Origin of the sequence: Martelella mediterranea DSM 17316, from assembly GCF_002043005.1 — a bacterium.
GTDB classification, from domain to species: domain Bacteria; phylum Pseudomonadota; class Alphaproteobacteria; order Rhizobiales; family Rhizobiaceae; genus Martelella; species Martelella mediterranea.
This window is the reverse complement of sequence record NZ_CP020330.1, coordinates 591,631-615,113: the sequence shown is the minus strand read 5'-3', so window position 1 is coordinate 615,113 and position 23,483 is coordinate 591,631. Positions and strand designations below refer to the sequence as shown.

The following is a 23,483-nucleotide window of genomic DNA, read 5'->3' as shown; positions in this document are numbered from 1 at the left end:
GGCGGCGGCGGCCAAACGTCATCTCCGGGCGATGTCAGTCCCGGCCGGCCAGATCGGCCGGCAACAAATCTTCGGGGACATCCTGATAGCAGACCGGCCTCAGGAAGCGCCGGATCGACAGCGTGCCGACCGATGTGTGGCCGAAATTGGTGGAGGCCGGATAAGGGCCGCCATGCACCATGGAATCGACCACCTCCACGCCGGTCGGAAAGCCGTTGGCAAGCACCCGCCCGGCCTTGCGCTCCAGAACGGGCATCAGGGAGCGTGCGAGCCCGGAATCCGCTCCGTCCATGTGGATGGTGCAGGTCAGCTGTCCCTTGAGCGACGTCGCGATCCGCCGCATCTGATCTTCCGATTGCAGGCGGACGACAAGTCCGAGGGGTCCGAAGACCTCTTCGGCAAGCGCATGGTTTTCGAACCAGCTCTCCGCGTCGGTTTCGTAAAGATAGGGCGTCGCGCTGCGCCCGGAACAGGATGTCTCGAGGAGTTCGCGTACGCCGCTGCCTTTCCTCACGCGCTCGCGCCCTTCGCGATAGGCCGAGGCAATGCCGTCGGTCAGCATCGTCTGCGGCGGCGTTTGCGCCAGCGCTTCTCCGGCGGCCGCGATGAAATCATCGGCCCCCTTGCCGTCGATCACGAAGGCGATGCCCGGATTGGTGCAGAATTGTCCGGCGCCCATGGCGAGCGATGCCGCCCAGCCCTTGCCTATATCGGACCCGCGTGCCGCTACGGCCGCCGGCAGCAGAAACATCGGGTTGACCGAGCCAAGCTCGCCGAAAAACGGGATCGGCTCCGGCCGTGAGGCGCACAGATCGAACAGCGCGCGACCGCCCCTGAGCGATCCGGTGAAGCCTACGGCCTGAATGCAGGGGTGCTGGACCAGCGCCGTTCCCACATCCCGGTTGCCGCCCTGGATGAGCGAGAACACGCCCGGCGCGAGATCGCACCGGCGGCGTGCCGCATCGATGGCGTCGGCGACGATCTCGCTGGTGCCGGGATGGGCGGAGTGGCCCTTGACCACGACCGGGCAGCCGGCGGCAAGGGCGGCGGCGGTGTCGCCGCCGGCTGTGGAGAATGCGAGGGGAAAGTTGGAAGCGCCGAACACGGCGACCGGACCGATGGGTCGCTGCACCATCTGCAGGTCTGGGCGCGGCGCCGGTTTGCGCTCCGGCATGGCCTCGTCGTGGCGTCGATCGAGGTAGTCGCCTTTTTCTATATGGTCCGCGAACAGGCGCAACTGGCCGGTGGTGCGGCCCCGTTCGCCGTTGAGACGTGCCGCAGGCAACCCGGTTTCCTCCGTTCCGATTTCGGTTATGGTGTCGGCGCGGGTCTCGATTTCGTCGGCGATGGCGCGGAGGAATGCCGCGCGTTTTGCCCGGCCTGTGTAACCGTAGGACCAGAAGGCCTCCTCGGCAGCCTTTGCCGCGCGGTCGACCAGCTCGGGCGTCCCGGCGGAAAATTCACGGGCCGGGCCGGTGGAAGGTTCGGACGAGAACCGTGTTTCGCTGCCGACCCATTCACCGGCGATGAGGTGTTTTCCTCTCAGTGCAGACGTCATTGAATGATCCCTTTTTTGAAGCTTGCTGGCGAGGCTGGTCGTTTTTCAGGCTGAAAAATGCGCGAGAGCCGCGCGTGCTACTTCCAGATCCTGGGTTGGCGTGCCGGAGCTGATGCCGATGGCGCCGACCACCATGCCGTCCGCCGTCACCGGCAGTCCGCCGGCCACCACCATCAGCCTGCCGCCAATGGCGGAGTTTATCCCGTAGGCCGGTTTGCCGGGCTGGCTGGCCTCGCCATATTCATGTGTCGCCTTGCGGGCGGCGGCGGCCGTATACGCCTTGTCGATGGCAATCGTCGTGCTCGTCACCTTGCCGCCTTCCATTCGCTCGAAGGCGATCAGATTGCCGGCATTGTCGGTGACCGCGATGCACATCGGCACGCCGATCTTGTCGGCATGGTTGCGCGCGCCTTCAATCAGCTTGCGCGCATCCGTGATGTCCAGTGTCGTGATTGTCTGCATTTCGGGGTCCTCGTTATCCATTGTTGCGGTTGTAAGGGCTATAGCATATGTCGCGCCTGCGCCGGACGAAGCCTTTGGCGGCTTTTGTCCGGCGCGGATGGTGAGCCAGTGGTTTGGGCGGCCACCTCAGGAGGCGGCGTTACCACCCGGGGAGATGTTGCGGAGCACCGACAGGAGGGCCGAATGATCCTTGTCGGCCAGGCCCTGCGACAGGCCGGCATTCATGAGCTGGATTGTCGAGGCCGTATTGGGAAGCGAAAAATCGAGCGAACGGGCGACGTCATGGGCGATGTTGAGATCCTTGCGGTGCAGGCGCATCGCAAATCCGGGTTCGAACGCGCCGTCGATCATCCGTTGGCCGTGAACCTCGAGAATGCGCGACTGGGCAAAGCCGCCCATCAGCGCATCCCGCACTTTCGCCACGTCCGCGCCCGCGCGCTCGGCCAGCAGGAACGCCTCGGAGACGGCTTCGATCGTGAGTCCGACAATAACCTGGTTGGCAACCTTGCAGACCTGTCCGGCGCCGACATCGCCGACCCGGGTGATGTTCTTGCCCATCAGTTTCAGCACCGGCAGAGCGCGTTCGAAATCAGCCTCGCTGCCGCCGGCCATGATCGAGAGCGATGCCGCCCGCGCGCCGACATCGCCGCCCGAGACCGGGGCATCGAGATAGCCTGCGCCCATGTCCTTGATACGGCGCGCGAATTCTTTGGTGGCAACTGGCGAAATCGAGCTCATGTCGATGACGAGACTGCCTTCCGTCAGCGTTTCGGCAACGCCGTCAGGGCCGAACAGAACCGCTTCGACATCCGGGGTGTCGGGCAACATTAAAATGACGATATCGGCGTCCCTCGCCGCTTCTGCCGGAGACGATGCGGCGACCGCGCCGCGTTCGAGAAGGTATTCGGACACGGGCTTGATGCGGCTGCACCGCGTCTGGATGTCGGCCGCCAGAATGTGTTCGACCATGGGGCGTCCCATGGTGCCGAGACCAATGAATGCCAACTGCATGCTACTCTCCCTTGTTCATCACAGCGAAAACGGTGATCATCATTATAAAATTTGTCAATTTTGAATTCATGTCACTGGTCGCATCGCGGTAGTGATAGGCTCATTTCCGTGCCATGTTGTTGCCATATCTCACGATATGAAATCGCCCTGAATCATATGAAAAGACGCCTTAAAGTACTGAAAAAAGGAAATTTGAGATAAACCTGTTCCGGATGGGGAAGAGGCCTCATGCCGCGTTTCCTTTCATTGATGGAGCGAACGTATAAGGTTCAATACCCATTACAACTATTGACAATTTACGTCAAATCAAACTAGAGGTCGATCATGCGCTGCGGGCACGTACGAGACTGTCCCGGAATGCCCATCGAGGAAAATGCACGGAGGAGTTTTCGATGCCTGTGATGAATGAAGATATGCGCGTGAAGCTGATGTCGATCTCGACAGCCACGCTGACGACAGTGCTGTTCAAGCGCGGTTTCCGTAACACCTTCATCTGTGGGTCGGGCCTGATCAACCCTGACGCCCCGCGCATGGTCGGGCCAGCTTATACGCTGCGCTATATCCCTGCGCGCGAAGATCTCGATGACATCAAGGTGTTCGAGGACCGCGAACATCCGCAGCGCAAGGCCATAGAGGAATGCCCCGCCGGCGCGGTGATGGTCATCGACAGCCGCAAGGATCCTTCGGCCGCCTCGGCCGGCGGTATTCTCGTCACCCGGCTTTACAAGCGCGGTGTTGCCGGCATCGTCACCGATGGCGGCTTCCGCGATACGCCCGACATCGCCAAGCTGCCCTTTCCGTCCTACCACCGGACGCCCTCCGCCCCGACCAATCTGATCCGCCATCACGCAACTGACATAAATGTACCGATTGGCTGCGGCGATGTTCCCGTCTTCCCCGGTGACATCATTGTCGGCGATCAGGAAGGTGTGGTAGTTATTCCCCAGCATATTGCGCAGGAAGTCGCAAACGAGGCGTTCGAGCAGACCGCTTTCGAGGACTTCGTATATGAGAAAGTTGTGGAAGGTTCGTCAATTTTTGGTATCTATCCGCCCGATGAAGAAGCGCAGAAGGCTTTCGGCGACTGGCGGCAGAAAAACGGACGCTAAACCGGAAAGAAGGCATGGCAGCGACCTTGGATGAAGAACAGTCGGAAACGCATATAAACGGTCGCATGAGCGGCGTCGTCTACGAGAAGATCGTTGAACTGATCGCCAGCAATGTGTTTCCGGTCAAGAGTCGCCTTCCCTCCGAAATGGATCTGTCGGAGCGATTCGAGGCCTCGCGTCCTGTTGTTCGAGAGGCCTTGCAGCGCTTGCGCGATGACGGGCTGATCGTCTCCCGTCAGGGGTCTGGTTCCTATGTTCAGCGGCGGCCCGATGTCGAGGTGCTGCAACTGGTGCCGGTGGGGTCGCTCGCCGATGTTCAGCGCTGCTTCGAGTTCCGGGCGGGTCTTGAGCCCGCAACGGCGGCGCTGGCAGCGCTTCGGCGCGATAACGAGGATCTCGCGCGCATCGATGAGGCGATGGCCGTGCTGGACAAGTGCGTTGCCGAAGGACGGCTCGGGGCCGAGGAAGATTTCGAGCTGCACAATGCCATCGCGATCGCGACAAAAAATCACTATCACAGTTCCATCGAGGCTTCGCTGCGTTCACACGTCATCGCCGGTATGAATGTCACCAGGAGCCTGAGCATGCGCCGGTCCGAGCCGCATCTCCGCGCCGTCCAGCAGGAACATGAGATAATCGTGAAGGCGATCAAGGCGCAAAAGGAAGATGACGCCTTTGACGCCATGAAGAACCATATCGTCAATGCCAGAAAGCGCATGTTCGAGGGCATCTGAGGCAACGGCCCAGAGGCGGGCTGCGTCTCAAAACGGCGCATTCAGAAAATCATCGATATTTGCCGGATCGAGCGCGTGGAACGCGATGACCATGCGGTGTATGTAGGTCTCTCCGGCCCGAATGAGCTGCGGCTTGAAGGACGGCGTGTTCGGGGTGTTGGGATAAAGCTGGGTTTCCAGCGCCACCGCGTCATGGGCGTTGTAGATCGCGCCGCCCTTGCCTTTCAGCCCCGACCATAGATTGGCGGTAAAAAGCTGGACGCCGGGTTGATCGGTTGAAAGCGCCAGCGCGCGTCCGCTTGAGGGATCGGCCAGTCTGACAACTTCCCCCAGCGCTTCCGGCGCTTTCCGGTCAAGGCAGAGATTGTGGGCGTAACCGCGTCCAAGCCGGTCTATGCCCTCGCCGATCTCCCGTGCCTGCGTGAAATTAAACGGCGTGTCTGTGACAGACATCATCCGCCCATCGGGCGCTCCATCCGCCCGTTTGGGGAGATAGTGATCGGCGGCAATCTTGAGACGGTGGCACCGCACGGAACCCGAGCCATGGCCGCGAAGGTTCCAGTAGCCGTGGAAAAGCATGTTGAGATAGGTGTCACGGTCTGAGTGCGCCGTCATTTCGATCGTCAGTTCGCGGTTTTCGCTCAGCTTGTATTCGACTGCCGCGCGCACGCGGCCGGGCCATCCCTGGTCGCCGTCGGGGCTTTCCAGCGACAGGCGGATCGTACCGGCGTCGATCTTGTCGCCGCTCCAGAACCGGGTTCCGAAATTGCCGGCCCCGCCATGCATGCTGTGCGGTGGCCTGTTGGCTGACAGGGCGTATGTCTTTCCGCCGATTTCGACCTTGGCGTCGCTGATGATATTGCCATAGCGACCCAGAACCGCGCCCATGGTGCCGCCGCGTGCCGCATAATCTTCCGCACTGTCCATGCCGGGCGCGACATCGGCAATGCTGCCGTCACTCCCTGGCACGAGGCACCTGGTCAGCCGGGCGCCATATTCGGAGACTTCAATCGTCAAGCCGCCACGAGAGATCGTTAACTGCTGTTCGGCGGGCATTCTGTTTTCTTTATCCATGCACGATCGATCTTTCTGAGCTGGCCTCGTGACAGGTACTGTCCGATCTGCATCCTATTTTTACAAATATTGACAATAACCGCAATATCCTTATAAAAACAATCAATTGAAACAAGCGGAGACAGGCCTCATGCCGGAAGTTGATCGGATGAATATCGGAATTGTGGGCGGGTCCGGGCGTGTCGGGACGGCTCTGCGGCGCGAGCTGTCGAAAAGAGTGAGGTCGATCCGCGTCCTGGACCTGAACGCCCCGTCCGAACTCGCTGAAAACGAGGAATTCCGCGCCGTCGATATGCTGGACCAGGCCTCGCTCGAGACGGCTTTTGCCGGTTTGGACGGGCTTGTTCACCTCGCCGGTATCCCCAGGGAAGCGTCGCTTGACGATATTCTGGAAATCAATGTGCGCGGAACTTCCACTGTTTACGAGGCCGCGCGGGTCGCCGGCATCGGCCGGATCGTGCTCGGATCCAGTAATCATGCCGTCGGGTTTTATCCCCGCACCACCCGGGTTTCGCCGGAAAGTCCGATGCGGCCGGACGGGCTTTACGGTCTGTCAAAATGCTGGAGCGAACTTCTGGCAGGACTCTATTACGACAAATACGGACTCAGGAGTTTCATTATCCGCATCGGCAATTCGGCCGATCGTCCAAAGACGCCGCGTGCTCTGGAAATTTGGGTCAGCGCGGCGGACCTGCGGCAACTGGTTCTCATCGGTCTGACCCACGAAGACGTCGATGTCACGACCGTATTCGGCGTTTCGAAGGGCGGCGGAAGCTGGTGGGACAATTCCGCGGCAGAAAAGCTTGGCTACGCTCCCGTTGACATGATTGTCGAACGCGCCGCACCCGAAGCTTTTGCCGAAAGCGATGAAAGCGAGGTCGAGGCGTTCTATCAGGGCGGGAGGTTTGTTGCCGCCGACTACCAGGGCCCCATACGTATTCGCTAGAGCATTTCGCAGTCAGGTGGAATCACCTGACGTCCGCGAAAATGCGCCAAAACAAATAGATAGAGCATTTCTGGTGATTCCGTTTTTACCGGAAATGCTCTAGCGGAGCCGAGGCGGCTTTCCCACGAGGGCGCTGAAAAAGAGGGTCGGGAAAGAGGATGTCGTTTTTTTAGCTGAAGAGCCTGCCGCGCTTTTACCGGCCATTCCGAGCGGAAAGCATGGGTCAAGGGCGAATAAGGCCGGGGAGCATTCCCCGGCCGTATTTGCTGGCGATTCTGGAACGGCTATTTGTCGCCGGTTCTTTTCAGCCGGAGGCGCGAACCGCGGCGCAGACGCGTCTGGAAGTAGACACATTCATCGACCGTGCCCGGCTCGTAGGCGCCATCATTCTGGGGCATGTCCGAGACGTTGCGCTCGCTCGGATATCTGGCGATCTCCTCCTCGACCAGTTCCACGCCGAGCCCCGGCGCGTCCGGCACGGGCAGATGGCCGTCCTCGACCTTCAGCACCGGATCGACAACCTCATAGCGGCCCTGCCAGTCGAACTCGACACGCTCGAGCATCAGCGCGTTCGGGATCGTGGCCATGACGTGCAGCGCGGCGAATTCCGCGACGGGTCCGAGCGAGCCGGAATGCGGGGCCATGGTGATGTAGTTCGCCTCGGCCATCGCCGCCATCTTGCGCATCTGTGTAATGCCGCCGGCGCGTCCGGTGTCGGGCTGGATCACATCGACGAGCTGGCGCTGGACGTAAGGGCGGATGCCGTAGATCGTGCTGACCCGCTCGCCGGCGGCCAGCGGTATCGCCACCTGATCGCGCACCCGTTCCAGCGCGTCGAGATTTTCCGGCGCGATCGGGTCCTCGTAGAACAGAAGGTCGTGCTGCTCGAGTTCGCGGCCCACAAGGATCGCGTCGCGCGTGGTCATCCAGGACGGCCCATGGGCATCGACCATCAGATCAATATCGGGTCCGATCGTATCGCGGATCGCTCCGACGAGGTCGAGGTCGACAGCGCCGGTGAAGCCAACCTTCACGGCCTTGTAGCCGCGCTCCAGCAATTCGCGGGCGCGTTCCGGTTTCTTGGCGTGGCCATAGACCTGAATGCGATCGCGGAACCGTCCGCCGAGAAGGTTCCAGACAGGCTGGCCGAGTGCCTTGCCCTTGATGTCCCATAGCGCCATTTCAATACCGGTTAGCGCGCCCCCGCCCACGGTTCCAACCATGCCGTGCCCCATCGAGCCCACGAACAGGCGTTGCCACAGCCGGTCGATGTCGCGGGGATCTTCGCCGATCAGGATGGAACGATAATCAAGGACGGCGCGCTCGATGACGCGCGGCCAGCCCGAGCACTCGCCGACGCCGCTGATGCCTTCATCCGTCTCTATCCTGACGAACAGCCAGTTGCGCGATCCGCGAAACGAGCCCTCGGCGCCGCTCAGGCCGGGCCGGGCGCCAACCTGCATCAGATAGGTTTTGATATCGGTGATTTTCATGAAACGTCCTCAGTTTGCTTCCTGATAGCGAAAGCGCTGCGCCATGCCGCGTCGGCGCGGATCGGCGGACGGCACGGCAGATAGAAGAGCCTTGGTGTAATCGTGTTGCGGATTGGTGCAGACCTCTTCCGTGTCGCCGGTCTCGACGATCCGCCCCTTGTACATGACGGCGAGACGATCACAGAAATAGCGGATGACGGCAATGTCGTGGCTGATCAGGATGTAGCTGAGATGCAGCTTGTCCTGAAGATCGAGCAGCAGGTCGAGAATCTGCGTGCGCAGGCTGACATCGAGCGCCGATGTCGCCTCATCCGCGATGATGATCCGCGGATTGGGCGCAATCGCGCGGGCAATGGAGATGCGCTGACGCTGGCCGCCCGAAAAGGCATGCGGAAAGCGCGAATAGGCAAGCGTCGGCAGGCCTACAAGTTTGAGCAGTTCCATCACCCGGTCGCGTATCTGCGCGGTTGTCAGCTTGCCTTCGACCACCAGCGGCTCGGCGATGATCTGCCCGACCGTCATGCGCGGGTTGAGCGAGGCGAAGGGGTCCTGGAACACGGTGCGAATATCGCGCCAATAGGGCTTGAGCTGGTTGTCCCCGAGCGGCGCCAGATCGGTCGTCCTGCCCTCGGCATTGGTGTAAAGCACGCGACCATCGGTGACATTGTAAACGCGCTGCAGGCAGCGCCCCAGCGTGGTCTTGCCCGAGCCGCTCTCGCCGACAATGCCGAGATTTTCGCCGGTGCGCAGCTCGAGACTGGCGGTATCGACGCCAACAATGCTGCCGCGCTTGCGCCCCAGAAAGCCGTGATTGTAGTAGAATTCCTTGCGGATACCGTCCGAAACCAGGCACGGCGCTCCCACCGGGCGACTTTCGCGCATGGCAAGGCGGCGCTGCGAGGGATTGTCGAGTTCGCGCACCGCCGACAGCAAGCGCTTGGTATAGTCGTGCTGAGGGTTTTCGAAGATCGCGTGCACATCGCCGCGCTCGACCACCTTGCCGAAGCGCATCACCGCGATCTCGTCGGCGATTTCCGCCACCACGCCCATGTCATGCGTGATGAACAGCACGGCCATGTTGCTGGATTTCTGCAGCGAGCGGATCAGCGCCAGGATTTCGGCCTGGATGGTCACGTCCAGCGCCGTGGTCGGCTCGTCGGCGATCAGCACCGACGGATTGCAGGCGAGCGCCATGGCGATCATCGCCCGCTGCCGCATGCCGCCTGAATATTCGAAGGGGTAAGCGTCGATGGCGGTTTCGGGACGCGGAATTTCGACCTTGCGCAGCAGTTCGAGCGTGCGTTCGCGCGCTTCCTTCTTGCTGACATTCTCGTGCAGGCGGATGGCCTCGCCGATCTGGTCGCCAATCCGGTGAACCGGCGAGAGCGAACTCATCGGCTCCTGAAAGATCATCGCGATGTCGCGGCCGCGGATGTTGCGGATCGCCTGCGATTTGGGATCCAGCTGGACAAGGTCGATTACCTCTTCCTCCCCGCTGCCCTTGGCCGTGCGGTGTCGGTGGAGCAGGATCTGTCCACCGGCGATCCGGCCGGGCTTGTCCACGATCTGCAGGATCGACCGCGACATCACGCTCTTGCCGGAGCCGCTTTCGCCGACGACGCAAAGCGTCTTGCCGGCATGGAGTTCGATCGAGACATCGTCCACGGCGCGAAAATTCTGCTCGCGGCCGGGAAACTCCGTCGTCAGGTTCTTGATCTCGAGAACGATCTCTTCGTTCGACTGGGTCATGTGCAAACTCGCTTCAATGCGTGACCTGGGAATACGGATCGGCGGCATCGCGCAGACCGTCACCGAGGAAGTTGAGCGCCAGAACGGCAAGGCAGACCGCACCGCCCGGCGCGAACAGCCACGGGGCCTGCGCGATCGAGCGGACATTCTGCGCTTCCTTCAGGAGAACGCCCCAGGAAATCGTCGGCGGCATCAGCCCCAGCCCGAGGAAGGAGAGGGAGGTTTCGGCAATGATCATGACCGGGATTGCCAGCGTCACCGAGGCGATGATGTGGCTGACCATGGAGGGCATCATGTGCCGGAAGATGATGCGCCCCTGACTGCCGCCGTCAAGCCGGGCGGCGGTGACGAAATCCTCGGTTCGGAGCGCCAGAAAGCGCCCGCGCACCACGCGTGCCAGTTCCGTCCAGGCGACCAATGAAAGGATTACCGTGATCGCGAAATAGCGGGTCAAGGGTGACCAGCTTTGCGGCAAGGCCGCGCTTAAGCCCAGCCAGATCGGTATGGTCGGCAGTGCCAGGATAAGCTCGACGACGCGCTGGATCAGCATGTCGATCCGTCCGCCGAAATAGCCGGATATACCGCCGAGCAGCAGACCGAGAAAGAGGCTCAGTCCGACGCCGATAAGCCCGATCGACATGGAGATACGGGTGCCGTAGATGATGCGGCTCAGCATGTCGCGGCCAAGCCGGTCCGCGCCCAGAAGGTAGAAGCGTTCTGCGCTGTCTGCCGGGGCGATCAGATGGCGCTCCATGGGAATGAGGCCCCAGAGCTCGTAGGCTTCGCCCTTGCCGAAGATGTTGATATAGATCTTCTTGTCCGGATTGGCCGTATAGGTCGTCTGCAGCGTGAACGGGTCACGCTTGAAATCCATGCCTGTGACATAGGGGCGGATGCGCCAGCCGCCATCCTCGCTCGCATCAATGAAGTGCAGCGCCTGTGGCGGGTGGAAGATGTTGGCGGACGATGTCTGGTTCGGCGCAAACGGCGCCAGGAATTCCGCAAAGATCGCGATCAGATAGAACAGGCTGACGATCACGAGGCCCGTCATGGCCAGCTTGTGACGCCGGAAGGTGAGCCAGATCAGACGCCATTGGGACGCCTGGTCCTCCTTGGCGGTGACGATGGAGCGGGGGTCGAGAGATGCTTCGTCTGTCATGGGGTCACCGGTAGCGAATGCGCGGGTCGATGAGCGCGAGAAGGATGTCGGAGACGAGCATTCCCACGATCGACAGGCAGCAAAGAAGAAGGATGAAGGCGCCGGCGAGGTACATGTCCTGCGCCAGGAGCGCCTGCAGCATCAGCGGGCCGGCGGTTGGCAGCGAGAGCACGAAGGCGGTGATGACCGCGCCGGAAATCAACTGCGGAAAGGCCCAGCCAATGGTCGACACAAAGGGGTTGATTGCGATGCGCACCGGATATTTCAGGATCAACTGCCACTCCGACAGGCCCTTTGCGCGCGCGGTCGTGACATAGGGGCGGTGAAGCTCATCCAGCAGATTGGCGCGCATGACGCGGACAAGACTTGCCGTGGCACTGGTGCCCAGAATGATAACGGGGATCCAGATGTGCTTGGCGAGGTCGATGAGCTTGCCCCAGCTCCATGGGGCGTCTTGATACTGATCGGAAAACAGGCCCGAGACATCGGCCCCGAAATGGACGACCGCGACATACATGAGCACCAGCGCGAACAGGAAGTTCGGCGTTGCAAGGCCGATGAAGCCGATCGTTGAAAAGACATAATCGCCGATCGAATATTTTCGGACGGCGGAATAGATGCCGATCGGCAAGGCCAGCGCCCAGGTGAAAGCGAGCGTCGACAGCGCCAGCGTCACCGAAAGCGCCATGCGTTCCCAGATCAGCGTGGAGACGGGTTGCTGCCACTCGAAGGAAATGCCGAAGTCGCCGTGAAGGACGCCCGAGATCCAGTGCCAGTACTGGACAAGGAATGGCTGGTCGAAGCCATAGCGCTCACGCAGCGCGTCGAGCCGCGCCTGATCGACGACATCGCCCGATGCCGCCAGCGTTGCCGCGAAGGTGGTCAGATAGTCGCCCGGCGGCGCGGTGATCAGTGCGAAGGCGATCAGCGAGACCGCAAACAGGAACGGTATCGACCAGAATATCCTGCGCAGGATGTATGCAAAAAGCATTTCGGCGCTCTCTCATGCTAGGGTGCTAAACGGCGGCGCCCTCATTCGGCCGCCGCCGTTCGGTTCAGGATTCTTACGGCTGTTTTGCCCAGAACCAGGTCTGGGGCAGTGTCGGTGACGGCGTTGCGTAGTACCAGGAACTCGGCATGGACTCAGGCACGTTGCGCAATCCGTTCTTGACGATGCCATAGGTCGGGACAGCCTTGGAGAGGCCGATCACCTCGAATTCCTCAGCCGCGATGTCGCCGACCTGCTGCATCAGTTCGATACGCTTCTGTGGATCGGCGGTCGCGCGGGCCTGATCGTAAAGTTCGAGGCGCTTCTTCACGCTCTCGGGCGGCTCTTCGCCCTTTTCTCCGCCGCTCTGGTACCAGTCACGCCAGGCAATGCCCCAGCGGCTGTCGTGGTGAACCGGAACGATATGCTGAGGAATCTGGCCGGGAACCCAGCTCTGCTCTGCATTCCAGATGGCGGCATCGTGATCGTTGGCGACGGAGCTGCGCTCATAGAAGAAGGTGCGTTCCAGCGGGTTGACGTCGACATCGACGCCGATCTCCTGCCACTGCTGTTCCATCAGTTGCAAAGCGTCGACCCACATGGGATCGAAGGTCGGGATCACGTCGATCTGAAACTTGACAGGGGTGCCGTCCTTCATGAGACGGGTGCCGTCGGGACCGCGCTGGTCGAGACCGAGGCCGTCAAGCAGCGCATTGGCCTGCTCCGGGTCATACTCCAGATATTGTGTCGCAAGTTTCTCGTGAAAGTAGGGATGGTCCTCGAAAGGCCCCTGCTGCCATGCTTCGCCGTCGCCGAGCATGACCGTATCGATGATCTCCTGGCGGTCCATCCCCAGCGAAAGCGCGACCCTGAAGTCCTTTTGCCGGAAGAGCTCCCGCCATTTTGGATTCTTGTGAGTCAGGTTGAGATTGACCACCATGTTCGAACCGCCCGGAGGGGCCGCTTCAAAGAAATGGTAGTCACCAGCCTCCCGGTTTTCCGCCAGAACGGGCCTGTTGGACGGAGGATCTATGTGGCGGAGACCGAAATCGATGCGTCCGCCGATGACCGCCAGAATGAGGCTTTCGACATCCTGATCAATGGAGCCGACGAGCTGGTCGATATAGGGAAGCTGGTTGCCGTCCGTATCGATCTGCCAGAAATAGGGGTTGCGCTCCATAACCACCCGCGTCGCGCCGCCGACATAGGGCTCCTTGATCACCCAGGGGTCGAGCGTCGGCCTGTCGGGATTGCCCCAGCGAGCCGGAATTTCCAGGTCTCCGCATTTCTGCAGGAACAGGTTCTGCCAGTCGGTTGCGCCATTTTCGGCGATGGCCTCATCGATGGCGTCGTTGTAAGCCGGGTGAAACTGCGAGCAGTAATGCTTGGAGTAAAGCACGGGATGCTGCCCGAGCGGGCTGGCGAGCTCCGCCAGAAAATCGCCGTAAGGCTGCGTGAAGGTGAAGCGCACCGTGTGCTCGTCAAGCTTTTCTACGCTGACCGGGCTGCCGTCGGTTGTATAGCGCAGCGGAGTTGGCGCGAATTCGTCGTTGAGAACCAGGTCCTCCATGTTGAACAGCACGTCGTCGGCGGTGAACGGGGTGCCGTCGGACCACTTCATCCCCTCGCGCAGGTGAAAGGTGAAGACCTTTGCATCCTCGCCGACTTCGAAGCTTTCCGCCACGTTCGGAACGATTTCGGTATATTGCGGGTCCCAGCGCACAAGCCCCTGGGGACCGACCACGCGGAGAATGTGATTGTGGTCGGAACTGCCGCGCAGGCCGATCCGCAACTCGCCGCCATAGGTGCCGATTTCATCGAGCGGCTTGATGACCTCGGCGTGCGTGCCCGTCCGTTCGGCCACCGGCGGCAGTTCGCCGGCATCGACCATCTCTTTCAGTTGCGGCGCTTGCCCTGTGGCTTCCTCCGCATGGGGCGAACCCGTCGCCAATGCCAAGGCCAACGCGGCAGAGCCTGCCAGCCAAAGAGCCCGCCGTTTGCCGGCGGGCAGCCCTTTCATTTCCGGTAAAGTCATTTTTTCCTCCCTTTCTGATTGTTGATCACCGCGCCGGCTCCTCCCGCCATCGCGGTCCCAAATACAAAACAGCCCGTCAATGGGTAAGGAACAAAATTACAAATGTCAACAAATTAGGAGTAAAGTGAACAATAATGACGAAAGCCTAAAAATCTCACGGTCCGAGCAGAAAACCGCGTGTTTTTCTTCGCTTTCACGGACTTTTCCGGCGTTTTCGGTTCCGCACCGGCGCGGCGTGTGGCAAACCGTCCGGCCCGGATGGCAGCGATTTGTCAATAGCTGTAGACGGAAGGGCGCTTGCGGACGGGCATGATCCGCCGCGAACGTCGGCAATGTCCGAACCCGGAAAGGGCGGGCGGGAACACAATCCGCCCAACCCAATTCAGGAGCGTAGTGCAGCGCCAAGCCTGCGCATCTCGGTCGCAACATAGTCGACCACATCGTCCAGGCTCATGGCCTCGTCGTGCGACCAGACACTGAAGGCGTGCGCCTCGATGCGGGCGGAGAGTTCGGCCAGAACCTGCGCCAGAAAAGCCGAGTCGGGGCCGAGGCGGGCTTCGAGCAGGTCCGCGATCTGCCGTGTGATCTGCTCCCGCGAGGCGAGAAATGCCCGCCTGAGCGCCGGGTGCCGCTCTGCCGCGTCGCTGATTGCCCGGATGCGCACCCTGTTGGTGTCGTTGATGCCGATGAGATCGCTTAGAAGCCATGCGAGGTCTTCCACAAGCGGGCCGTTCGATGCGGAAAACCGTTCTGCGCTTTCCTTGTCCATTTCCAGCGGCGGTCCGAGCGCGGCCGCTTCCTTGTTGGCGTAATAGTTGAAGAAGGTTCGCCTGCTGATGCCGGCCTCATCCGCGATCATCTCGGTGGAGACCTGATCGAGGCCGTGCCTGCTGATCAACCTGAGCGTTGCGAGCTGGATGTCCCGCAAGGTCTGAAGGCGTCGGCGATCACGCAGGCTTGATTGGCTCGGCGTCGACATTATCTTTATTGCCCTTAGTGCATGTTTTGCATAGTGTGCAACTGTGATCTTTTCCTTCTCACAGATCAACATCATTTTCACCAGTCGTTCAATGTCGAGGACATCATGCCGAATCCGGTCTCAAGCTTTCTCGCCCTCATTCTGGTAGCCTGTGCTGTCGCCGCGGCCCCCGCCGCGGCTCAGCAGCAGATGCCACCGAAAAAGGTTGGCGTGGTCGAACTGAAGCGCGAGAATGTCCCGCGTATCGTCACCCTGCCCGGGCGCGCTGTTGCCGTGCAGCGGGTTGGCATACGTCCGCGCGTAAGCGGTACGGTCACCGAAATCCTGTACCGGGAAGGCACGACGCTGGAAGCCGGCGATCCGATGTTCCGGATCGATGACACGACTTACCAGGCCGCCCTCGCGAGCGCGGAAGCCGATGTCAGCGCCGCGACGGCCGCGCAGTCGCAGGCGCGTCTGGCCTATGAACGCGCTGACCGCCTGGTCGGGCAGGGCCTGTCGCAGGCGGAGCTGGAAAGCCGGAAGGCGGATCTTGAACGGGCCACGGCACAGCTGAAGGCGGCCGAGGCGGCCCTTGACGTTGCGCGCGCGGAACTTGGCTGGACGACGGTGAGAAGCCCGATCGCCGGCGTTGCCAGCGTTGCAACCGTCTCCATCGGCGACCTCGTCTCCGCAGCGCAGGCGGATGCGCTGGCAACCGTCATCCAGCTCGACCCCATCGATGTCGATATGTACGAACCATCGACGCGGATCCTCCGGGTTGTTGACGACATCGAGGCCGGGCTTCTTGATGTGCACGACACGCTCAGCGCAAGCCTGACGCTCGAAAACGGGCGCAGCTATGATTTCGAGGGCGAGCTGCTGTCACCCGGCTTTACCGTTTCGATGTCCACCGGCGCCGTCGACCGGCGGTTTCGCTTCGACAATCCGGATCATCTGCTGCTGCCTGGCATGTTCGTACGCGGCAGCATGGAAATCGGCACCATGAATGCCATTCTGGTTTCCCAGTCGGCCGCGACCCGCGATCGCTCCGGCCAGTTGACGGCCTGGGTGCTGGAGGATGGCAAGGCCGCGCAGCGCAAGCTTGTCGAGACCGGAACCTATCAGAACCAGTGGATCGTGGTCGAGGGCGTCAGGGCCGGCGACCAACTGATCGTCGACGGGTTCCAGAATCTGCGCGTCGGGATGGATGTCGTGCCGGTTGCCGTGGAATACGACGCTGCCGGCGTAATACGCGAGCAGTCCGCCGACGCCGGTTCATCCCAGCCCCCCTCCCAGAGCGAGTAACGCCCAATGGCCCGCTTCTTCATCTACCGCCCGGTCTTCGCCTGGGTGCTGGCGATTGTCGTGATGCTTGCCGGCGTTGTTGGTCTGTCGTCGCTTCCCATCCAGCAATACCCGCAGATCTCGCCGACAACCGTCAGCATCCGCGCCAACTATACCGGTGCTTCGGCGCAAATCGTCGAGGCCTCGGTCACCACGGTGATCGAGGATGCCATGACGGGGCTGGAAGGCCTGCTCTACATGACATCCTCGTCATCGCCGGGCAGCGCTCAGGTGACGCTGACCTTCGATGACAGCGTCGATCCCGATATCGCTCAGGTTCAGGTGCAGAACAAGCTTCAGCTCGTCTCATCGCAACTGCCCGACACCGTGCAGCGCAGCGGCGTCAATGTCGCGCGCTCCACCTCGTCGATCCTGCTTGTCGGCGCCATAACATCGCGCGATGGCCGTTTCTCCACGCCGGAGCTTGGCGACATTCTTGCGCAGGTCATTGAGGATCCGGTCAAGCGTACGCCGGGCGTCGGCTCGATCAACACCTTCGGTTCAGGCTATGCCATGCGCATCTGGCTCGATCCGATGAAGATGATGCAGTACCAGGTGACGCCTGCGGACGTGACGGCGGCCGTGGCCGAACAGAACACCAATGTCACCGTTGGCGATCTCGGCAGCCAACCCGCGCCGGACGGTCAGCGGCTGACGCTCTCACTGTCGTCGCAATCGCAGTTTTCGTCCGTTGACGAGTTCGAAAGCATTCTCCTGAGGGTCGATGCCGATGGCTCGACCGTTTTCCTTGGCGACGTGGCGCGGATCGAGATCGGGCAGGAGAGCTACGGCATGTCCGCGCGGTTCAACGGTGCGCCGTCGAGCGGCTTTGCCGTCAACCTCGCCACCGGCGCCAATGCGGTGGATACCGCCGCAGCCGTGCGCGCGACCATTGACGGCCTGTCCTCCGCGCTGCCGGAAGGGGTGGAGGTCGTCTACCCTTACGATACCTCGCCCTTCATCGAAAAATCGATCGGGCAGGTCTATGCAACGCTGGGAGAAGCCGTTCTTCTGGTGTTTCTGGTCATTCTCGTCTTCCTGCAAAGCTGGCGGGCAACGCTTATTCCGGTGGTCGCCATTCCGGTCGTGCTCTTGGGCACGTTCGCCGTGATGGCTGCAACCGGCTTTACCATCAACACGCTGACGATGTTCGCCATGGTGCTGGCGATCGGACTTCTGGTGGACGATGCCATCGTGGTGGTCGAGAATGTCGAGCGCGTGATGGAGGAGACCGGCAAGAACGCCGTCGAGGCGACCGAGCAGAGCATGGGTGAAATTACCTCGGCGCTGGTCGGCATCGTGCTTGTGCTGTCCGCGGTATTCCTGCCGATGGCCTTCATGGCGGGCGCCACGGGCATCATCTATCGCCAGTTCTCGATCACGATCGTCACGGCCATGGTGCTGTCGCTCGGCGTCGCGCTGATCCTGACGCCGGCCATGTGCGCCACGCTGCTCAAACCCCGCAAGCACGCGGAAGTACGGTTTGCGCCGGCCCGGTGGTTCAATGTCGGGCTTGACCGCGCAACGGGCGGCTATGGAGCGGTGGTCGGGAAGCTTGTCAAGCGGCCCTTCCGTCTTGTGCTGCTGCTTATCGCATTGAGCTGGGCCGTTCTGGCGCTCTACGAAAAACTGCCAAGCTCCTTCCTGCCGCAGGAGGATCAGGGTGTTCTGCTGGCTATGGTGCAGACGCCCGAGGGCTCCACGGCGACCCAGACGCAGGCTCTGGTGGATGACGTCGAGCGCTATCTGGTCGAGCAGGAAGCTGCCACGGTGGATTCCGTCTTTTCCGTGCTCGGTTTCAGCTTTGGCGGCTCGGGCCAGAACAATGCCATGGTGTTCATCAAGCTGAAGGAATACGAGGACCGGCAGGGGCTTGGCGCTGCCGAACTGGTCAACCGCACCAACGGCTATTTCTACACGCAGGGCCGCGCCGGTACGGTCTATGTCCTGCAGCCGCCGGCCATTCCCGGCATGGGAGCGTCTTCCGGCTTCGAAATGTATCTTGTCGACCAGTCCGGCGAGGGGCAGGCAGCCCTTGCTGCCGCGGCCGATACGCTTGTCGAGGAGGTTGCGCAGGATGGCCGGGTTACAAGCCTTCGCGGCAATGACGATCCGTTCAAGACCTCGCTCCGGCTCGATATCGACCAGCAGAAGGCAGCCGCCTTCGGTCTGTCGATCTCGGATGTCAATTCCATGCTTTCCGTCATCTTCGCGGGCCGCGATGTGAACGACTTCGCGCTCGGCTCCGAACTGCGGCCGGTGATCGTGCAGGGCGAGGGCTTTGCCCGCAGCCAGCCCGAGGATGTGGAGCTCTGGCATGCCCGCAATTCGGCCGGCGAAATGGTCTCCTTCGGCGCCATTGCCGAGCAGGTCTGGGATCAGGAGCCGGCCAATCTCACCCGCTATGGCGGCACCCGCGCCATGCAGTTGAGCGGCGCCCCCGCACTTGACGTTTCCTCCGGCGACGCGATGCTGGCGATGGAGGAAATGGTGGCCGAGCTTCCCGGCGGCTTCGGCACGGCATGGACCGGCATTTCCTATCAGGAGCGGTTGTCGGGCAATCAGGCGCCGATGCTGTTTGCGCTCTCGGCACTGGTCGTGTTCCTGGCGCTGGCAGCCCTTTACGAAAGCTGGACGGTGCCGCTGGCAGTGATCATGACCGTGCCGATCGGCATTCTCGGCGCGGTTGTCGCCTCGCTGCTGCTCGGTCAGGCCAACGATGTCTACTTCAAGGTCGGCCTGTTGACGACGATCGGCCTTGCCGCCCGAAATGCGATCCTGATCGTGGAGTTCGCCCAATCGCTGGTGAAGCAGGGCGTTCCGCTTCTCGAGGCGGCAACGCGCGCCTCCAAGATGCGCCTGCGCCCGATCCTGATGACCACCTTCGCCTTCATGCTTGGCGTCATGCCGCTGGCGCTTGCGACCGGGGCCGGGGCGGGCGCCCAGCGCTCGATCGGCATCGGCGTCCTCGGCGGCATGGCCTCCTCGGCGATCATCGGCATCTTCCTCGTCGCCGTCTTCTATGTCGCGGTTCTCTCCGCCGTGAACACGATCACGCGACGGTGCGGTTCTGACTAGCGGATACAGAGCGCTTCGATCATTGGTCGAAGCGTTCGTTCACGGTTTGAGAGGCGCCAGACCTCCCCGAGGTGTGACGTCGCTTCGTCGGGTTGCCATCATGGATGATGCTGAATGAGGAGCCATGAGGATTGTCGGCCCGATCGGCGCTGGCGTTGTCTGGCTTTGATGGGGGCAAGTCAAAAAAACGAGCTACGCTCGGCGTCGCCACCCGTTTATTCGGATCCGCCTTTTTCGGCCTGGGCCTTCGGCCTGGACCAGAGGGGCTGTTCCCGGTTAGCTTCCAGGGCGGCACCTGCCGCAATCATGGCTTGGACCGTGTCTTCTTCGTAACCAAGTTTTCTCAGGATCTCGCTCGTGTCCTCGCCAAGAAGAGGTGGGGCGTCGGCGCGGCCTTCGGTGCGCAGAAGCGACGGGAGCGGGAAATCGGGCGTGGTGAAATCATAGTCGCCGAAGCCGAATTCCGAGAGCTTGTCGCCGGCCATGGCCTGCGGTGCATCCAGCACCCTGTCGGTGGACAGGATCTCGGTGAAGCCGACGCCATGTCTGGCGAGTTTTGCCGTCAGCGCCTCGAAATCATGCGCGGCAACCGCGTCGGCCACCAGTTTTTCGACGCGCGGACGCTCGCGTCTGCGGTCGCGCAGGCCGGCAAGCGCGGGATCGGGAGCAATGCCCGCCGCGGCGCAGAACTTGCGCCAGTGGTCATCGGTCAGCATCACGAGATAGACCCATCGTCCGTCGCGGGTCTCGTATGCGCCGTAGCCGGGAATGCTGAATTCCGCCGAGGGTTCGGTCTCCGGCCGGCCGAGAAGCTGCGACTTGAGCTGGACGCCGAGGAGGTCGCGCGCGGCGATGTGCAGCCCGGTCTCGTAAAGGCCGAGTTCGATATTGCGCTTGGCGGGGTCGTCAGACAGCAGCGCCGAGAGAACGGCGATCACGGCATAACAGCCCGCGAACTGATCGTGATAGGAGGGGCCGAGCCGGGACGGGCGACCATCGACGCGGTTGGAAAACATCACGCCCGTCGCCGCTTCGGCGATCGGGTTCGACGCCACCTCTTCGGCAAGCGGGCCCTCGCCATAGCCCTTGATGTGGCAGAAAATGATGTCGGGATTGAGCCTGATGCAATCCTGATAGGTCGCGCCGAGCTTGCGGGCCGCGGATGGCGAAAGGTTGTGAAGGATGATGTCGCAATCCGCCACCAGCCGGTTGAAGACCTCGCGCCCCTGATCCGACTGAAGGTCGAGGCACAGGCTCTTCTTGCCGCGGTTGAAGGCAAGATAGCTGCCGCTCGGACCGCCGCGCACCAGCTTGCGGGTGGTTTCGCCGGCCGGCGGTTCGATCTTGATCACCGTTGCGCCCAGCTGCTGAAGAATGTGCGTGGCGAAGGGGGCTGCGATCATGCTGCCCAGTTCCAGAACCTTCTTGCCCGTCAATACGCCGCTTTCCATGCAATCCTCCCTCGTTGCGCCGCGCGTCAGAAGCGCGGAATTGCGCAATGTCTGTCAGGTCCGGCGCTTTTTGACAAGATTAAAATGCATTATTTTATCCCGGAGTAGTCTCTACGACCTTCATTGGAGGGTCGAAGAACCGCCTAATCGGTTATGATATGTCAGATTCTGAGTGATATCTGACTGTAGAAATCATGAAAAAAGAAAATAAGATGCATTTTCTGTTGACCTGCTGATAGGGACTGTTATCGTCGCGATAGAGGAACGAAACATGTCTGGGAGGAGATTGCATGTTTTCGAGTTTGAGAAGGGCGGCTTCTGCCGCTGCCATTGGCGCAGTGCTGTTGTCCGCGGGGCCGCTGGCCGCCGCCGATCCCGGTATTGATGCGGAAAACAAGGTTGTCACGATCGGCGCGTTCACGCCGGTCACGGGGCCGGTGCCGTTCTATGCCACTTTGACCCATGCCGCCGAGGCCTATTACAAGAACCTCAACGACAATGGTGGTATTGACGGCTGGACCGTCAATTACATCACCAAGGACGATGGCTACGAGCCCGCGCGCTCGGTCGCCGTTACCCGGCAGATGGTCGAGGACGACGGCATCTTTGCCCTGTCCGCGCCGATCGGAACGGCAACCAATGTCGCCGTTCTGCCTTATGCGCGGGAGGTTGATCTGCCCGTGGTCGGGCCGATCGGCGGCGCCAGCGCCTTCTTCGTCGAGCCGACCGTGTTTCCGCTGCTGCCGGATTATGGCTGGTCGGCGGCATCCAATGCCGAATATGCGATCAAGACGCTCGGTCATGAAAAGATCGCGCTTCTCTGGGAGAACGACGAACTCGGCAAATCGGCGAAGCGCGGCTTCGACACCTATATGGCCGACCTCGGCCTGGAGCCGGCCGAATCCATTCCCTTCGACGTGAAGACCACGAGCTTCAGCCCGCATATCCGCCGCGTCGCCAATTCCGGCGCGGATGCGGTGATCCTGTTCGGCTCCAACGCCAATCTGGCGGCCGCGCTGAAGGCTGCTGACCTGCAGGGGCTAGATGTTGACTGGTTCGCGCCGTTCTTCACCGCTGATCCGTCGACCTTCAAGCTGGCCGGCGATCTGCTGGATGGCGTCTACTTCTCGTCCTGGCTGCTGCCGGTCAGTTCCGATGTGCCGGATATCGCCGCTTACCGGGAGTCCATCGAGAAGTACTACCCCGACGATCCGGTTGGCGTGTTCGGCCTCAATGGCTGGAGCAATGCGGCGATCTTCCACAAGGGCTTCGAGGCGCTTCTGGCCTCCGGCAACGAACTGACCCGCGAAAACCTGATCGCGGCGCTGGAGACGCTGAAGGATGCCGATGTCGGCGGCGCGAAGGGCGTGACCTTCGAGCCGGGCGACCACCGCGGCACCCGCCAGGAGGGCATCATCCAGGCCAAGGGCGACAGCTTCGAGCTGGTGCAGCCGTTCCGGCCCTATCCCGCCGTGGTCTTCGACGCCAAGCCTGAGTGATGGCTTTCGCGCGCCGCGCTTTGTCGCGGCGTGCATTTCCTTTGAAATTGCATTGTTGAATGACGGGAGAACACAGGGATGTCCCTGATACCAGTCAGCGCCCCGGCGCGGATGGACGGAAAGATCGCATTTGTAACCGGCGCTGCCGGCGGCATCGGCCGCGCCACGACGCTGGCGCTTGCCGAAGCGGGCGCGACGGTGATCGCAACAGATATTGCCGATAAGGCCGAATTCGATCATCCGGCGGTCAGCTATCGCCGCTACGACGTCACCTCGCGCGAAGAAACGGATGCGCTGGTCGCTGATATCCGCGCGACCCATGGCCGTATCGATGCGCTCGTTCTGTGCGCCGGCACGATCTCGCACCGTCCGCTCGGCGAAAGCACCGATGAGGAATGGCGCGCGATCCTCGACGTCAATCTGATGGGCGTCGTCAATCCGGTGCGGGCGGTGTTTCCGGTCATGGCCGAGCAGGGCATGGGCAAGATGGTTGCGCTCGGTTCGATTGCCGCCAAGATCGGCGGCGTTGCCTCCGGCCCGTCCTATGTGGCGGCGAAATCGGCGGTTCATGGGCTGATGAAATGGGTCGCCAAGGCGGGCGCATCGCAGGGCGTTTATGCCAGCATCATCGCGCCAGGGCCGGTGGAAACGCCGATGTGGGAAACTGTGACCCAGCGCGCGGCGCCGTCCGCCAACGGCAATGTGCCGCTCGGCCGTTTCGGTCAGCCGGAAGATATCGCCCAGGCCATCCTGTTCCTGTGCTCGCCCGCCTCCAACTGGATCACCGGTACCGTTCTCGACGTGAACGGCGGCATGTTGATGGATTGATGTG

The 23,483-nt window shown here is 61.7% G+C and carries 18 protein-coding genes; 7 read left to right on the top strand and 11 right to left on the bottom strand.

Features of this window, described 5'->3' with window-relative positions; translation table 11 throughout:
• Positions 1-34: 34 nt before the first annotated feature.
• From Mame_RS02820 to Mame_RS02810, 3 genes are all read right to left on the bottom strand, one after another.
• On the bottom strand, positions 35-1,558 hold the full coding sequence (locus Mame_RS02820; RefSeq protein ID WP_018066239.1) for an aldehyde dehydrogenase (NADP(+)): 1,524 nt from the start codon (positions 1,556-1,558) through the stop codon (positions 35-37).
• Positions 1,559-1,603: 45 nt separating this feature from the next.
• On the bottom strand, positions 1,604-2,020 hold the full coding sequence (locus Mame_RS02815) for a GlcG/HbpS family heme-binding protein (protein ID WP_026173722.1): 417 nt from the start codon (positions 2,018-2,020) through the stop codon (positions 1,604-1,606).
• Between the two features lie 126 nt (positions 2,021-2,146).
• Positions 2,147-3,031 (bottom strand): 2-hydroxy-3-oxopropionate reductase, encoded by an 885-nt coding sequence (locus Mame_RS02810; RefSeq protein WP_018066241.1) that lies wholly within the window; start codon positions 3,029-3,031, stop codon positions 2,147-2,149.
• A gap of 392 nt (positions 3,032-3,423) precedes the next feature.
• Between Mame_RS02810 and Mame_RS02805 the strand changes: the two genes are divergently transcribed.
• Both Mame_RS02805 and Mame_RS02800 read left to right on the top strand, forming a co-directional pair.
• Complete coding sequence (locus Mame_RS02805) at positions 3,424-4,140, top strand: ribonuclease activity regulator RraA (RefSeq protein WP_210162272.1); 717 nt, start codon at positions 3,424-3,426, stop codon at positions 4,138-4,140.
• Between the two features lie 14 nt (positions 4,141-4,154).
• On the top strand, positions 4,155-4,874 hold the full coding sequence (locus Mame_RS02800; RefSeq protein ID WP_018066243.1) for a FadR/GntR family transcriptional regulator: 720 nt from the start codon (positions 4,155-4,157) through the stop codon (positions 4,872-4,874).
• Positions 4,875-4,901: 27 nt separating this feature from the next.
• On the opposite strand, the gene Mame_RS02795 is transcribed toward Mame_RS02800, so the two are convergent.
• Positions 4,902-5,930: an aldose epimerase family protein gene (locus tag Mame_RS02795; RefSeq protein WP_018066244.1), complete on the bottom strand. Its 1,029-nt coding sequence runs from the start codon at positions 5,928-5,930 to the stop codon at positions 4,902-4,904.
• Positions 5,931-6,078: 148 nt separating this feature from the next.
• On the opposite strand from Mame_RS02795, the gene Mame_RS02790 reads away from it, so the two are divergent.
• A complete protein-coding gene (locus Mame_RS02790; protein WP_018066245.1) occupies positions 6,079-6,894 on the top strand; it encodes an NAD-dependent epimerase/dehydratase family protein in 816 nt (271 codons plus the stop codon).
• A gap of 284 nt (positions 6,895-7,178) precedes the next feature.
• Here Mame_RS02790 and Mame_RS02785 read toward each other — a convergent pair whose 3' ends face one another.
• The 6 genes from Mame_RS02785 to Mame_RS02760 form a co-directional block, all read right to left on the bottom strand.
• On the bottom strand, positions 7,179-8,387 hold the full coding sequence (locus Mame_RS02785; protein ID WP_018066246.1) for a mandelate racemase/muconate lactonizing enzyme family protein: 1,209 nt from the start codon (positions 8,385-8,387) through the stop codon (positions 7,179-7,181).
• Positions 8,388-8,396: 9 nt separating this feature from the next.
• Positions 8,397-10,136, bottom strand: coding sequence for a dipeptide ABC transporter ATP-binding protein (locus Mame_RS02780; RefSeq protein ID WP_018066247.1), 1,740 nt, complete (start codon positions 10,134-10,136; stop codon positions 8,397-8,399).
• A 13-nt stretch (positions 10,137-10,149) separates the two neighbouring features.
• On the bottom strand, positions 10,150-11,295 hold the full coding sequence (locus Mame_RS02775; protein ID WP_018066248.1) for an ABC transporter permease: 1,146 nt from the start codon (positions 11,293-11,295) through the stop codon (positions 10,150-10,152).
• A 4-nt stretch (positions 11,296-11,299) separates the two neighbouring features.
• Entirely contained in the window at positions 11,300-12,286 is a 987-nt protein-coding gene (locus Mame_RS02770; RefSeq protein WP_018066249.1) for an ABC transporter permease, read from the bottom strand.
• 73 nt (positions 12,287-12,359) lie between these two features.
• On the bottom strand, positions 12,360-14,318 hold the full coding sequence (locus Mame_RS02765; RefSeq protein WP_051085144.1) for an ABC transporter substrate-binding protein: 1,959 nt from the start codon (positions 14,316-14,318) through the stop codon (positions 12,360-12,362).
• 382 nt (positions 14,319-14,700) lie between these two features.
• Positions 14,701-15,297, bottom strand: coding sequence for a TetR/AcrR family transcriptional regulator (locus tag Mame_RS02760; RefSeq protein WP_018066251.1), 597 nt, complete (start codon positions 15,295-15,297; stop codon positions 14,701-14,703).
• Positions 15,298-15,402: 105 nt separating this feature from the next.
• On the opposite strand from Mame_RS02760, the gene Mame_RS02755 reads away from it, so the two are divergent.
• Positions 15,403-16,584 carry an efflux RND transporter periplasmic adaptor subunit gene (locus Mame_RS02755; protein WP_018066252.1) on the top strand — a complete coding sequence of 394 codons (1,182 nt, stop codon included), beginning with the start codon at positions 15,403-15,405 and terminating at the stop codon, positions 16,582-16,584.
• Positions 16,585-16,590: 6 nt separating this feature from the next.
• The gene (locus tag Mame_RS02750) at positions 16,591-19,701 is read left to right on the top strand and encodes an efflux RND transporter permease subunit (RefSeq protein ID WP_018066253.1); all 3,111 of its coding nucleotides are present in this window, start codon (positions 16,591-16,593) and stop codon (positions 19,699-19,701) included.
• A 215-nt stretch (positions 19,702-19,916) separates the two neighbouring features.
• Here Mame_RS02750 and Mame_RS02745 read toward each other — a convergent pair whose 3' ends face one another.
• The gene (locus tag Mame_RS02745; protein ID WP_018066254.1) at positions 19,917-21,152 is read right to left on the bottom strand and encodes a CaiB/BaiF CoA transferase family protein; all 1,236 of its coding nucleotides are present in this window, start codon (positions 21,150-21,152) and stop codon (positions 19,917-19,919) included.
• Between the two features lie 290 nt (positions 21,153-21,442).
• On the opposite strand from Mame_RS02745, the gene Mame_RS02740 reads away from it, so the two are divergent.
• Both Mame_RS02740 and Mame_RS02735 read left to right on the top strand, forming a co-directional pair.
• Positions 21,443-22,651 (top strand): ABC transporter substrate-binding protein, encoded by a 1,209-nt coding sequence (locus tag Mame_RS02740; RefSeq protein WP_051085145.1) that lies wholly within the window; start codon positions 21,443-21,445, stop codon positions 22,649-22,651.
• A gap of 78 nt (positions 22,652-22,729) precedes the next feature.
• Positions 22,730-23,479, top strand: coding sequence for an SDR family NAD(P)-dependent oxidoreductase (locus tag Mame_RS02735; protein ID WP_018066256.1), 750 nt, complete (start codon positions 22,730-22,732; stop codon positions 23,477-23,479).
• The last annotated feature ends 4 nt before the right edge of the window (positions 23,480-23,483 follow it).

Excerpts from the sequence above, each read along its gene's own strand:
- Mame_RS02780 (WP_018066247.1), bottom strand. The coding sequence starts at position 10,136 with ATGACCCAGTCGAACGAAGAGATCGTTCTCGAGATCAAGAACCTGACG.
- Mame_RS02770 (WP_018066249.1), bottom strand. The coding sequence starts at position 12,286 with ATGCTTTTTGCATACATCCTGCGCAGGATATTCTGGTCGATACCGTTC.
- Mame_RS02820 (WP_018066239.1), bottom strand. The coding sequence starts at position 1,558 with ATGACGTCTGCACTGAGAGGAAAACACCTCATCGCCGGTGAATGGGTC.
- Mame_RS02775 (WP_018066248.1), bottom strand. The coding sequence starts at position 11,295 with ATGACAGACGAAGCATCTCTCGACCCCCGCTCCATCGTCACCGCCAAG.
- Mame_RS02760 (WP_018066251.1), bottom strand. The coding sequence starts at position 15,297 with ATGTCGACGCCGAGCCAATCAAGCCTGCGTGATCGCCGACGCCTTCAG.
- Mame_RS02795 (WP_018066244.1), bottom strand. The coding sequence starts at position 5,930 with ATGCCCGCCGAACAGCAGTTAACGATCTCTCGTGGCGGCTTGACGATT.
- Mame_RS02740 (WP_051085145.1), top strand. The coding sequence starts at position 21,443 with ATGTTTTCGAGTTTGAGAAGGGCGGCTTCTGCCGCTGCCATTGGCGCA.
- Mame_RS02750 (WP_018066253.1), top strand. The coding sequence starts at position 16,591 with ATGGCCCGCTTCTTCATCTACCGCCCGGTCTTCGCCTGGGTGCTGGCG.
- Mame_RS02735 (WP_018066256.1), top strand. The coding sequence starts at position 22,730 with ATGTCCCTGATACCAGTCAGCGCCCCGGCGCGGATGGACGGAAAGATC.
- Mame_RS02815 (WP_026173722.1), bottom strand. The coding sequence starts at position 2,020 with ATGCAGACAATCACGACACTGGACATCACGGATGCGCGCAAGCTGATT.
- Mame_RS02800 (WP_018066243.1), top strand. The coding sequence starts at position 4,155 with ATGGCAGCGACCTTGGATGAAGAACAGTCGGAAACGCATATAAACGGT.
- Mame_RS02785 (WP_018066246.1), bottom strand. The coding sequence starts at position 8,387 with ATGAAAATCACCGATATCAAAACCTATCTGATGCAGGTTGGCGCCCGG.
- Mame_RS02755 (WP_018066252.1), top strand. The coding sequence starts at position 15,403 with ATGCCGAATCCGGTCTCAAGCTTTCTCGCCCTCATTCTGGTAGCCTGT.
- Mame_RS02765 (WP_051085144.1), bottom strand. The coding sequence starts at position 14,318 with ATGACTTTACCGGAAATGAAAGGGCTGCCCGCCGGCAAACGGCGGGCT.
- Mame_RS02790 (WP_018066245.1), top strand. The coding sequence starts at position 6,079 with ATGCCGGAAGTTGATCGGATGAATATCGGAATTGTGGGCGGGTCCGGG.
- Mame_RS02745 (WP_018066254.1), bottom strand. The coding sequence starts at position 21,152 with ATGGAAAGCGGCGTATTGACGGGCAAGAAGGTTCTGGAACTGGGCAGC.
- Mame_RS02805 (WP_210162272.1), top strand. The coding sequence starts at position 3,424 with ATGCCTGTGATGAATGAAGATATGCGCGTGAAGCTGATGTCGATCTCG.
- Mame_RS02810 (WP_018066241.1), bottom strand. The coding sequence starts at position 3,031 with ATGCAGTTGGCATTCATTGGTCTCGGCACCATGGGACGCCCCATGGTC.